This window comes from Cereibacter changlensis JA139 (assembly GCF_003034985.1).
In the GTDB taxonomy this organism is placed as follows: domain Bacteria; phylum Pseudomonadota; class Alphaproteobacteria; order Rhodobacterales; family Rhodobacteraceae; genus Cereibacter; species Cereibacter changlensis.
The window spans coordinates 1-11,342 of record NZ_PZKG01000128.1 but is presented as its reverse complement, the minus strand read 5'-3'; the positions used below and the strand labels follow the sequence as shown (position 1 = coordinate 11,342).

The 11,342-nt window shown below is 69.8% G+C and carries 12 protein-coding genes; all 12 read right to left on the bottom strand.

The genetic code is table 11. The annotated features are described in order from the left end of the window. On the bottom strand, positions 1-327 hold a 327-nt coding region (locus C5F48_RS18945), incomplete at its 3' end, for an MFS transporter (protein ID WP_146170646.1). 88 nt (positions 328-415) lie between these two features. Then, positions 416-1,666, bottom strand: a complete 1,251-nt coding sequence (gene arsJ, locus C5F48_RS18940; RefSeq protein ID WP_107665390.1) for an organoarsenical effux MFS transporter ArsJ — start codon at positions 1,664-1,666, stop codon at positions 416-418. Then, positions 1,663-2,667, bottom strand: coding sequence for an ArsJ-associated glyceraldehyde-3-phosphate dehydrogenase (locus C5F48_RS18935; protein WP_107665389.1), 1,005 nt, complete (start codon positions 2,665-2,667; stop codon positions 1,663-1,665). The genes arsJ and C5F48_RS18935 overlap by 4 nt, the downstream gene beginning before the upstream one ends. After that, a complete protein-coding gene (locus C5F48_RS18930) occupies positions 2,664-3,476 on the bottom strand; it encodes a metalloregulator ArsR/SmtB family transcription factor (protein ID WP_107665388.1) in 813 nt (270 codons plus the stop codon). The genes C5F48_RS18935 and C5F48_RS18930 overlap by 4 nt, the downstream gene beginning before the upstream one ends. Before the next feature lie 151 nt (positions 3,477-3,627). After that, complete coding sequence (locus C5F48_RS18925; RefSeq protein WP_211314643.1) at positions 3,628-5,025, bottom strand: GntP family permease; 1,398 nt, start codon at positions 5,023-5,025, stop codon at positions 3,628-3,630. Between the two features lie 128 nt (positions 5,026-5,153). After that, entirely contained in the window at positions 5,154-6,095 is a 942-nt protein-coding gene (gene denD / locus C5F48_RS18920) for a D-erythronate dehydrogenase (protein ID WP_107665386.1), read from the bottom strand. After that, positions 6,092-6,892, bottom strand: coding sequence for a DeoR/GlpR family DNA-binding transcription regulator (locus C5F48_RS18915; protein WP_107665385.1), 801 nt, complete (start codon positions 6,890-6,892; stop codon positions 6,092-6,094). The genes denD and C5F48_RS18915 overlap by 4 nt, the downstream gene beginning before the upstream one ends. Beyond that, the gene (gene otnI / locus C5F48_RS18910) at positions 6,889-7,677 is read right to left on the bottom strand and encodes a 2-oxo-tetronate isomerase (RefSeq protein WP_107665384.1); all 789 of its coding nucleotides are present in this window, start codon (positions 7,675-7,677) and stop codon (positions 6,889-6,891) included. Before otnI ends, C5F48_RS18915 begins: the two co-directional genes overlap by 4 nt. 1 nt (position 7,678) lies before the next feature. Next, the gene (gene otnC, locus C5F48_RS18905; protein WP_107665383.1) at positions 7,679-8,314 is read right to left on the bottom strand and encodes a 3-oxo-tetronate 4-phosphate decarboxylase; all 636 of its coding nucleotides are present in this window, start codon (positions 8,312-8,314) and stop codon (positions 7,679-7,681) included. Then, entirely contained in the window at positions 8,311-9,594 is a 1,284-nt protein-coding gene (gene otnK, locus C5F48_RS18900) for a 3-oxo-tetronate kinase (RefSeq protein ID WP_107665382.1), read from the bottom strand. Before otnK ends, otnC begins: the two co-directional genes overlap by 4 nt. Beyond that, a complete protein-coding gene (ltnD, locus tag C5F48_RS18895; RefSeq protein ID WP_107665381.1) occupies positions 9,591-10,502 on the bottom strand; it encodes an L-threonate dehydrogenase in 912 nt (303 codons plus the stop codon). The genes otnK and ltnD overlap by 4 nt, the downstream gene beginning before the upstream one ends. A 176-nt stretch (positions 10,503-10,678) precedes the next feature. After that, the coding region (locus C5F48_RS18890; RefSeq protein WP_258186533.1) for a sensor histidine kinase at positions 10,679-11,342 on the bottom strand (664 nt) is incomplete at its 5' end.

Genomic DNA, 11,342 nt, shown 5'->3' with positions numbered 1-11,342 from the left:
CAGCATCACCGAGACGAGGATCATGGCGTAGCTGTGGGCGAAGGCGAGGCTCACCAGCCCCGACAGGGTGAACATCATCCCCACCACCGGCGAATAGGGCGCGGGATGGCGGTCGGTCACCATGCCGATCACCGGCTGCAACAGCGAGCCGGCGATCTGGAAGGTCATGGTGATGAGGCCGATCTGCACGAAGTCGAGCGCGTAGCTCTCCTTCAGGATCGGGTAGGCGGCCGGGATCAGCGACTGCATCAGGTCGTTGAGCAGATGGGTCATGCCCAGCACCACCAGCACGGTGAGATGGGTTCCGGAGCGGGTGGCGATGGTCATGGGGATCTTCGGCTTCTTCAGCTGCAGGAAGGCTGCAGTTGTGCACAGGCCGAAGTCCGCCACAAGGGGCCGCGCGGATTTGCGCAGCTCAGGCCGGCTGCGCCTGCCCCGGCAGCGGCTCCAGCCGGCGCACCGCCAGCCAGCTCGCCGCCGCCATCACCCCCGCCGTGCCGAGGCACAACGGCAGCCCGCCCCACTGGTAGCTGACGCCCGACAGCAGCGTGCCGACCAGCCGCCCGGCCGCATTGGCCATGTAGTAGAAGCCGACATCCATCGTCACCCGCTCGGCCTTGGAGAAGGCGAGGATCAGGTAGGAATGCACCGCCGAGTTCACCGCAAAGACGAAGCCGAAGGCCAGCAGCCCCAGCACGAGGCTGATGGTCAGCCAGGTGGCCGGCCCGCCCGAGACCAGCGCCAGCCCCGCCAGCAGGAAGGGGATCGGCGTCAGGAGCCCGGCCCAGCGGATCGCCTGGCCCACCGGCTCGCCACGGATCAGCTTGGGGGCGAAGCCCTGCACCGCGCCATAGGCGATGATCCACAGCGCCATGAAGCCGCCGATCAGGAAGAAGGCCTCCCGCCGGCCCTCAGGCGTGCCGTCCGACAGCACCGACTGGAAATAGATCGGCAGGCCGACGACGAACCAGACATCCCGCGCGCCGAACAGGAACATCCGCGCCAGCGACAGCCGGTTGATCGCCCGGTCCTTCGACCAGATCGAGCCGATCCTGGTGCCCTTCACCCCGCGCGGCAGGCCATCGGGCATGAACAGCACAACCGCCAGCAGGATCACCGCCAGCACCGCGGCCATGCCCCAGACCGCCGCCTGGAACCCGGCCAGCGCCAGCATCGCCGCGCCGAGGAAGAAGCCCGCGCCCTTCACCGCGTTCTTCGACCCGGTCAGCAGCGCCACCCAGCGGAACAGCCCGTCGCCGGAGGGCGCCAGCACCTTCACCGCGCTCTTCGACGACATCTTGGCGAGATCCTTCGCCACGCCCGACAGGCCCTGCACCGCCATGACGAAGGCGACCGAGGCGGCGATGCTCCATCCGGGGTCCAGCATCGCCAGCGCCGCCAGCGCTGCGATCTGCAGCCCGAGCCCGGCATAGAGCGTCGAGGCCAGACCGAAGCGCGCCGCCAGCCAGCCGGCGGACAGGTTGGTGACGATCCCCGCCAGTTCATACAGCAGGAACAGCCAGGCCAGCTGGATCGGCGAGAAGCCGAGCGCGTTGAAATGCAGCAGCACCAGCATCCGCAGCGCGCCGTCGGTCAGCATGAAGGCCCAGTAGGCCGCCGTCACCGCGGCATAGGCGCGGATCCCCGAGGCTGCCGCGACGCTCACGACAACCGCCCCGCCACCATGCGGGCGATGTCGGCCAGGCGGCAGGCATAGCCCCATTCGTTGTCATACCAGGCGTAGACCTTCACCTGGGTGCCGTTCACCACCATGGTGCAGCCGGCGTCGACGATGGCCGAGCGCGGGTCGTTCAGGTAGTCCGAGGACACCAGCGGCCGCTCCTCGTAGCCGAGGATGCCGGACAGCGGGCCCTCCGCCGCCGCGCGGAACAGCGCGTTCACCTCCTCCACCGTCGTCGCCCGCTCCACCTCGAAGACGCAATCGGTCAGCGAGGCGTTCAGCAGCGGCACCCGCACCGCATGGCCGTTCAGCCGGCCGGCGAGTTCCGGGTAGATCAGCGCGATGGCGGTGGCCGATCCGGTGGTGGTCGGGATCAGGTTGGTCAGGGCCGAGCGCGCCCGCCGCATGTCCTTCGCCGGGCGGTCGACCATGGTCTGGGTGTTGGTCACGTCATGGATCGTGGTGATCGAGCCGTGCCGGATGCCGAGACCCTCGTGGATCACCTTCACCACCGGGGCGAGGCAGTTGGTGGTGCAGCTCGCCGCCGTGACCAGCCGCTGGCTGCCGTCATAGAGCTGATGGTTCACCCCGTAGACCAGGTTCAGCGCGCCGCCGTCCTTCACCGGGGCCGAGACGACGACGGTCTTCACCGTGTCGAAATAGGGCGCGACCTTCTCCGCCGTCTTGAACACGCCGGTGCAGTCGACCACCAGATCGACGCCGAGCTCGGCCAGCGGCAGATCCTCGATCCGCTTGGCGCGGGTCAGCCGCATCCGGCGGCCGTCGATCGTCAGGCTGTCGGCGTCATGCGAGATCGCGGCGCCCCAACGGCCATGCACCGAGTCGAACTCGAGGAGCAGGGCGTGCTGCGCCGGATCGCCGGCGGCGTCGTTCAGCAGCACGATCTCCACCCCGCCGCGTTCCAGCAGGTCGCGCAGCACCAGCTTGCCGATGCGGCCGAGCCCGTTGATCGCGATCCGGGTCATGCCGGGTCTCCGATCCGGTCAATCTGGCCCTGCAGCGCCACCTTCTCCAGCTCGCCGATCGGCAGCGCGGCGAAGAGGGTGATCCGGCGGTGCATCTCGCCGAAGACCCGGGCGAAGGCGAGACCCTTCTCGCCCTCGGTGCCCTGGGCCTTCACCGGGTCCGGCAGACCCCAATGCGCCGTCATCGGCTGGCCCGGCCAAGGCGCGCATTCCTCGCTCGCGGCGGTGTCGCAGACGGTGAAGACGAAATCCATCTTCGGAGCGTCCGCGGTCTCGAATTCCGACAGGTGCTTGGAGCGCAGGCCCGACACGTCGTAGCCGTTGCGCTCCAGCACCTCGACGGCGAAGGGGTTCAGCTGGCTGCCCGGCCGCGTTCCGGCGGAATAGGCGTGGAAGCGGCCCTCGCCGATCTTGTTCAGGATGGCCTCGGCGAAGATCGAGCGGGCGGAATTGCCCGAGCAGATGAAAAGCACGTTGAACGGCGGGGTCATGGGACTCTCCTGAGGGGGATGCAGCAGGTCGGGACGGCCCCGGCCACAATCATGGCCGAGGTAGCTGATCAGCGCCGCCGTGGTCTCCAGCGCCACGCTGTAGCGGATCGACCGCCCCTCGCGCGCCGCACGGATCAGGCCGGCGGACTCAAGATCCGAGAGGTGGTGCGACAGGGTGTTCTGCTTCACCCCGAGGGTCGCGGCAATCTCGGTCGGCCGCACGCCCTGCGGCGCATGGCGCATCAGCAGGCGGAACAGCCCGAGACGGCCGGGATGGCCAAGGGCGGTGAACAGCTGGACGGCGGCTTCGTTCTTCATATTTCCTGAATACTGGAAATATCCACGACACACTAGTGAACCTTTGATGACAGGCCCGCCGCCGGGCTCCTGAAACGGCGCGGGCCGGGGCGCGATCCCTCGCACCCCGGCCCGTCGTTGCTTGCGTTCCCCCGAGACCGGGGCTGCGGCTTCAGCCGAAGAGGGCGTTGCAGATCAGCAGCATGGCCAGCGACGAGCCCCAAGCCAGCGTCGTCGGCACCGACCAGAGCAGCATCTGGTGCTTGGCGTTCTTCACCCCCAGCATCCGGTTGATGACCCAGAAGTAGCTGTCGTTGAAATAGCCGAACACCATCGACCCGATGGCCGCCGCCTGCGCCGCGAAGACCATGTTCACGTCGGGCATGCCCATCAGGATCGGGGCCGAGATCGAGGCCCCGGTGATCATCGCCACGGTGCCCGAGCCCTGGATCAACCGAACCAGCGAGGAGATCACGAAGGGGATCAGCACCGCCGGGATCGCCAGACCGGCCACCGACTGGCCGATCACGTCGCCCGCGCCGGAATCGCGCAGCACGGAGCCGAGCGCACCGCCGGCGCCGGTGACCAGCAGGATGATGCCTGCGCTCTCGACGCCCTGCTCCATGTAGCCCAGAACCTCCTCGCGCGGACGGCCGGGCAGCAGGGTGTAGATCGCCACCAAGAGCCCCATCGCCACGGCGATCACCGGATTGCCGAAGAAGGACATCGCCTGCACGATCAGGGTATTGGCAAGCTCCGGGTCATCCGAGGCCTTCACGACCGTGGTCGCGATGGTGTTGAGGAAGATCAGCGCGATCGGCAGCACCAGCGGCAGCACCGAGAGACCGAGCGAGGGCAGCACCTTCTGGCGCGCGCCGGCGGCGCTGTCGAACTGGCGATAGGCGGCGGCCAGATCCTCGCCGGTGTCGTCGAGGATCATCTTCTCCAGCCGCGGCCCCATGTAGCGGGCGTAGAACACGATCACCGCCATGCCCGGGATGGTGAAGACCACGCCCCAGAGGATCATCAGGCCGAGGTCGACATCGAAGATGCCGGCCACGCCCAGCGGGCCCGGGGTCGGCGGCACGGCGTGGTGGGTCAGCATCAGACCGCCCGCCAGCGCGATGCCCAGCGTCAGCACCGACTTGCCCGAGGAGCGCGCCAGCGCCTTGACCAGCGGCGACAGGATGACGAAGGCGCTGTCGCAGAAGATCGGGATCGAGACGATGTAGCCCGTCAGGACCATCGCCCAGTCCTCGCGCTTCTTGCCGACCCAGCGGATCAGCGAATAGGCCATCTGCTCGGCCGCCCCCGAAACCTCGAGGATCCGCCCCATCATCACGCCGAAGCCGATGACCAGACCGATGGTGGACAGGGTGCGGCCGAAGCCGGTGGTGATCGAGGTGATCACCTCGGCGGGCATCATGCCGCCGATCAGCCCCGAGACCGAGGCCGCGATGACCAGCGCGATGATCGCGTGGACCTTGGTCTTGACCACCAGAAAGATCAGCAGGAAGATGGCGAAGGCCAGCCCTGCGATCAACTGGAACTCCATTCCGGGTTCAGCCATGTGTCGTTCCTCCTCTGCGCCGCAGCGCCCCTTTTTTGAAATGCGGTCGGACGGCGGGCCGGCGGCCCGCCTCATGCGATCCTCACTGACCGCCCCGCCCCCGACCGGGGCGGGAGCTGCGGCCGGCCTCAGGCGGGCCGGGCCTCGCCGAGATACTGCTGCAGCACGGCGTCGAAATCGGCGTCGGCGACGAAGCCGAGGCTACGGGCCCGCGACACCTCGAAGGCGCCGGGCCAACTGCAGACGATGTCGATCACCCGCTGGTCGCTGGTCAGCGAAACGAGCGCCCGGGCCTCGGCACCGACCAGCCGCTCAAGGCTTTCCAGCATCGCTTCCGGCGTCACGGTGATGCCCGGCAGGTCCAGCACCCGGTGCAGCCCCAGTTCGGCGCTGTCCAGCCGGCCCGCCCGCACCAGATTGGCGATGGCGGCGCCCGGCGAGGAGATCCAGAGCCGGGTGTCGAGCGGCACCGGACAGTCCGAGGCCAGTCCCGCCACCGGCTCCCGGATGATCCCCGAGACGAAGGAGGAGGCGGCCGAGTTCGGCTTGCCCGGGCGGACGCAGATCGTCGGCAGCCGGCAGGTCAGCCCGTCGACGAAGCCCTTGCGGCTGTATTCCGACACCAGAAGCTCGCCGATGGCCTTGCCGCAGCCGTAGGAGGATTGCGGCATGGTCGCCATCGTCTCGGGCACCACCTCGGGCATCTCGCCGCCGAAGACCGCGAGCGAGCTGGTGAAGACGAAGCGCGGCGGGCGCGGCAGGCTGCGGCAGCGCTCGAGGATCAGCCGGGTAGCGTCGACATTGATGTGCAGCCCGGTGTCGAACTCGCTTTCGGACTGGCCCGAGAGCACGGCGGCGAGGTGGTAGACCACATCCGCCCCGGCGCCGAGCGCCCGCTCCACCGCCGCGGCATCGTCGATCGAGCCGACGAGGCTGGTCACCCGCGGGTCCGCGACCGGGCAGGCCACCTGATCCAGCGACACGATCTCGTCGACGCCGCCCTCGGCGAGCAGGGCATCGATCAGCCGGCTGCCCAGAAATCCGGCTCCGCCGGTCACCACGATCTTCATTCGGCTTCTCCCTTGCTCATCTGGTCGGTCTCCGGCGCATCGGCCAGGATGACCTCGACGCCCATCTCGCGCAGCGCGGCGGCGGCGTCGGGCTCGATCTGCCGGTCGGTCACGACGGTGTCGAAGACCGTCATCGGCAGGATGTTCATCGCCGCGATCACGCGGTATTTCGTCGAATCCGACACCAGCACCGACCGCCCGGCCTGACCGACCGCCACCTTCTTCACCGGCCCCTTCAGCTCGGAGGGCGAGGAGAGCCCCGCGAGCGTCCAGGAGGAGGTGGAGATGAAGGCGATGTCGTAGTTGAACCGGGCCAGCGCCTCGGAGGCCGCGCCGCCGACGCAGGACTGGTTGTCGCGCTCCACCAGCCCGCCGCTGTGGTAGAGCGTGCAGTCGGACTGGGTCGAGAGCCAGGCGCAGATGACGAAATCGTTGGTCACCACGGTCAGGTTGCGCCGCCCGGCGATGCGCCGCGCGATCTCCAGCGTGGTGGTGCCGGCGTCGAGATAGACCACCATGCCGTCGCCGACCAAGCCCGCCGCCGCGCGGCCGATGGCCTGCTTCTCGTCGGCGTTGATCTCGATCTTCTGCAGATGCGGCAGCTCCTGGTCCAGCCGCCGCGACAGCCGCACCCCGCCGGTGACCGAGGCGACCCGGCCCGACTGCTCCAGCACCTGGATGTCGCGGCGCACCGTCATGTGCGACACGCCCAGCTTGTCGATCAGCTCGGCGATGCTGACCACGTCGCGCTCGGCAAGGCAGGTCAGGATGAACTGCTGGCGCTCGGCGGGGATCATTTCGCGCCGCGCAGGAAGTGGGCTGCCCAGCCGAGTCCGTCCTCGGTGCGGCCGCGCGGGTTGTATTCGCAGCCCAAATGCCCCTCGAAACCGGCACGGTCGAAGGCCTCGAAGATGGCGGCGTAGTTCAGCTCGCCGCTGTCGGGCTCGTGCCGGTCGGGGACGCCGGCGATCTGGACATGGCCGTAGGCGCCCTTCAGCCGCTCGATCCGGCGCAGGATGTCGCCGTCCATGATCTGCGTGTGGTAGACGTCGAACTGCAACAGCACGTTGCGCCGCTCCAGCCGGCCGATCAGCGCCAGCGTCGGGTCCTGATGCGCCATAAAATAGCCGGGCACGTCGCGGCTGTTCAGCGGCTCGACCGAGATGGCCAGCCCCGCGGCGCCGGCGCGGTCGGCGGCGTGGCGCATGTTCTCCAGCCAGACCGCCTCGCAGGCGGCGGGGTCGGGCTCGCCGGCGGTGATGCCGGACATGACATGGATGCGCGGGCAGCCGAGCCCCACGGCATAGTCGATGGCCTTGCCAAGGCTCGCCTCGAACTCCCCGCGTTTCGCCGGACGGGCGGCAAAGCCGCGCTCGCCCCCGGCCCAGTCGCCGGCGGGGGCGTTGATCAGCGTCAGCCGCAGGTCGTTGCAGTCGAGCCGCGCCTTCACCTCGGCGATCTCGTAGTCATAGGGAAACAGGAACTCCACCGCCTCGAACCCCGCGGCCCCGGCGCGGTCGAAGCGGTCGAGGAAGGGCGCGTCGGTGAACAGCATCGACAGGTTGGCGGCAATCCGGGTCATCTCAATATCCTCCGCCCAGTTCGGCGATCTCGGCCTCGGTCAGGTAGTGCAGCGTCTCGCCGCGCAGCAGGAACTGCAGCTTGGCGGTCTCCTCCAGCTCCTCGGCGTTGTTCACCGCGTCGTCGATGTCGCGGCCCAGCACCACCACGCCATGCGAGGCCAGCAGGAAGGCCTGCGCCTTGCTGCCCTGCGCCGCCGCGGCGAGGTCGCGGGCGATCTCCGGCGCGCCGGGGCGGTAATAGGGGATCACCGGCATGTGGCCGATGCGCATGACGTAATAGGGCGTGAAGGGCCGGATGGCGTTGTCGCGCGGCAGGCCCTCGAGGCAGGAGAGTGCGGTGAGATAGGTCGAATGCAGATGCACGATGGCCCCCGCCTCCGGCCGCACGTCGTAGAGCGCGCGGTGGAAGGCGAATTCCTTCGACGGCTTCGGCCCTGGCAGCGGCGCGCCATCGGCGCCGATCACCGACAGCGCCCCGGCCGAGAGCCGCCCGAGGCAGCTGCCGGTCGGCGTGACGATGAACCCGCCCGCCTCGCGCCGGACCGAGACATTGCCCGCCCCGCCGACCGAATAACCTCGGTCGAACAGGCTCTTGCACAGGAGCACCATGCGCTCGGCGCGCGCTTCGTCGGTCATGCTCCGTCTCCCTTGCTCTGGACGCCCGGCTGGCAGTCGAAGAAGAAGCTCTCCGCGCCGAAGTTGCCCGATTTCAGCGCCAGCGACAGGGGCCGGTTCACCGCACGGACCCATGGCACGCCGGGTGCGATCTGCGGCCCGATGGCGAAGCCGGTGACCGCCAGCGCCTGGGTGACCGAGCCCGAGGTCTCGCCGCCGGCGACGATGAAGCGGGTGACGCCGGCTTCGGCCAGCCGATGCGCGACGACGGCGAAGACCCGCTCCACCGCTTCCGAGGCGGCGGACCCGTGCGCCGCCTGGATCCCGCGCAGCCGCTCGGGGCTGGCGGTAGCGGTCAGCAGCGGCGCGAGCCCGTCCTGCGGCTGCGCCAGCACCCAGTCGGCCAGCTCGGCCCCGTAGGCCTCCGCATCGGCGAGGCAGTGCTCCACCTCGACGTCCCGCGTCGGCGCCGCGGCGCGATAGGCCGCGACCTGGCGGTTGGTCATCACCGAGCAGGAGCCGGAGATCACCACGCCCGGGCCCTGCAGCGGCGCGCCCGCCTCGGCGGCAGCCTGCGCCAGCGCCTCGGCCCGGGCTCCGCCGCTGATCGCCCGGGCGATGCCCGCCGCCAGCCCGGAGCCGCCGGTGACCAGCGCCATGTCGCGCACCGCCTCGCCCAGCACGTCGAGATGCGCGTCGGAGATCGCGTCGAGCACCGCATAGGCGCAGCCCTCGGCCCGCAGCGCCTCGATCCGCGCCCGCACCGCCTCAGCCCCCTGCTCGACCACGGCCACCGGCACCAACCCGCAACGCCCCTTGGCCTGGCCCTGCATCAGCCGGATCAGGCTGGAGTCGCGCATCGGCGTGATCGGGTGGTCGCGCATGCCGGAGTCCTGCAGCAGGTCCTGCCCGACGAAGAGATGCCCGAGATAGACCGAGCGGCCGTTCACCGGCAGCGCCGGGCAGATCACCGTGATCGGCGCGTCCAGCGCCGCCAGCAGCGCGTCGGCCACCGGGCCGATGTTGCCCTGGGCAGTAGAGTCGAAGGTGGAGCAGTATTTCTGGAACACCTGGCCGCAGCCCCGCGCCCGCAGCCAATCCAGCGCGGCAAGACTGTCGGCCACCGCCTCCGCCGCCGGGTTGGAGCGCGACTTCAGCGAGATCACCACCGCCTCGGCCTCGACCACCGCATCCGCCTCGGGGACGCCGATCATCTGCACCGTGGTTAGCCCGCCGGCGACGAGGAAGCCGGCGATGTCGGTGGCGCCGGTGAAATCATCCGCGATGACGCCGATCTTCATGGCTTGCCGCCCTCCGGCAGGGTGATGCCGGAGAAGGTCTTGATCACCGCGCTGTCATCCTCCCGCCCGTGGCCCATATTCGAGGCCTGCTGGAACATGGCGAAGGCGGTGGAGGCCAGCGGCAGCGGGAAGCCCAGGGCGCGCCCGGTCTCGGTCACAAGCCCCAGGTCCTTGACGAAGATGTCGACCGCAGAGGTCGGGGTATAGTCGCCCTCGACCACATGCTTCATGCGGTTCTCGAACATCCAGGAATTGCCGGCGGCGTTGGTCACCACGTCATACATCGTGTCCAGCGGTATGCCGGCCCGCGCCGCCAGCGCCATGGCCTCTGCCCCGACCGCGATATGCACCCCGGCCAGCAGCTGGTGGATCACCTTCACCGTCGCGCCCTGACCGATCTCCGGCCCGATGCGGTAGGTCTTGGACGCCACCGCCTGCAGCACCGGCGCGAGCTTGTCGAAGGCGGCGTCGGGGCCGGAGGCCATCACCGTCATATGCCCCTGCGCCGCCTTGGCCGCCCCGCCCGACACCGGGGCGTCGAGCATCAAGAGGCCGAGCGCCTCGATCTCGCGGCCAAGCGCCCTGGCGTCCTCGGCCGACTGGGTGCAGCTGACCATGATCGCCCCGCCGGGTTTTACCCGGGCGGCGATGCCGGCCTCGCCCAGGATCACCTGCCGGGCCTGCGCCGCATTGACCACCAGCACGAGGAAGGCGTCGAACTCACCCGCCAGCCCGGCGACGGAGCCGGCGACAGCCTCGGCCCCCGCTGCGGCGAAGGCGTCGCGCCGGCCGGCGTCGAGGTCGATCCCGCTGGTCGCGAGGCCGGCCCGCGCACAGGACAGCGCGGCCCCCATGCCCATCGAACCCAAGCCGACGATACAGACGCGGTAGCTGGACGAGTCGCTCATCCGGGATCCTCCCTTTTCAGATCACAACAGATATTCACAACTTTCATCATAACGCAACATTTTAGATATGTTCTTCACAGAGCCGTCTGTTTTCAAGCCGGAGCAAGATCTTGCGATGACGGTGAAGCGGACTGGCGCGGGGCCGCCGGAGAGGCATCAGGGGCCTGTCGGCGCCATCAGAACCCGACCCGCGCCTCGAAACCGTCGCTCCGGCCCGGCGCCGGCGAGGCGAGTCGCAAGGAGAGGCCCGCCGCGCTGGCGATGGTCGCGACGATCGCCAGCCCGAGACCGGAGCCGGGGGCGAGGCTGCCGCCGCGCTCGAAGCGGGTGGTCAGCCGCGGGAGCAGGGCCGGGTCGACCACCGGCCCCGCATTGATTACCCGCAGCCCGGAGCGGTCTAGCGCCACAGTGACGGGCGCCGTCGGATCGCCATGGGCCAGCGCGTTCTCGATCAGGTTGCGGGCCAGCACGGCGAAGGCGTCCGGGTCGATGCGCAGCGGCAGCGCCTCCGCCGGCAGCGTCAGGTCCAGCCGGTCGCCCTGCCCGGCCCGGGCGAAATCCTCCACCACCAGCGCGAGGATCGGCCCCATGTCGGCCGGCGCCTCGGCCAGCACGCCGCCGCCCTCGGCCCGCGACAGCTGCAGGAGCTTCTCGGCCAGCCGGGCCAGCCGCTTCAGCTCGGCCTCCACCCCGCGGGCCCGGCTGCGCAGCGGACCGTCGGGGGCCTCGGCGACCAGCCGCTGCGCCTGGGCCAGCGAGGAGGCGACCGGGGTGCGCAGCTCGTGCGCGGCATTGGCGGTCAGGCTGCGCTCGGCCTCCAGAGTCTGGCGCAGCCGGGCC

Bases quoted from the DNA above. Each gene is read 5' to 3' on its own strand.
- C5F48_RS18915 (WP_107665385.1), bottom strand. From the start codon at position 6,892: ATGATCCCCGCCGAGCGCCAGCAGTTCATCCTGACCTGCCTTGCCGAG.
- otnK (WP_107665382.1), bottom strand. From the start codon at position 9,594: ATGAAGATCGGCGTCATCGCGGATGATTTCACCGGCGCCACCGACATC.
- otnC (WP_107665383.1), bottom strand. From the start codon at position 8,314: ATGACCGACGAAGCGCGCGCCGAGCGCATGGTGCTCCTGTGCAAGAGC.
- C5F48_RS18930 (WP_107665388.1), bottom strand. From the start codon at position 3,476: ATGAAGAACGAAGCCGCCGTCCAGCTGTTCACCGCCCTTGGCCATCCC.
- C5F48_RS18935 (WP_107665389.1), bottom strand. From the start codon at position 2,667: ATGACCCGGATCGCGATCAACGGGCTCGGCCGCATCGGCAAGCTGGTG.
- ltnD (WP_107665381.1), bottom strand. From the start codon at position 10,502: ATGAGCGACTCGTCCAGCTACCGCGTCTGTATCGTCGGCTTGGGTTCG.
- denD (WP_107665386.1), bottom strand. From the start codon at position 6,095: ATGAAGATCGTGGTGACCGGCGGAGCCGGATTTCTGGGCAGCCGGCTG.
- C5F48_RS18925 (WP_211314643.1), bottom strand. From the start codon at position 5,025: ATGGCTGAACCCGGAATGGAGTTCCAGTTGATCGCAGGGCTGGCCTTC.
- otnI (WP_107665384.1), bottom strand. From the start codon at position 7,677: ATGACCCGGATTGCCGCCAACCTGTCGATGCTGTTCACCGACGCGCCC.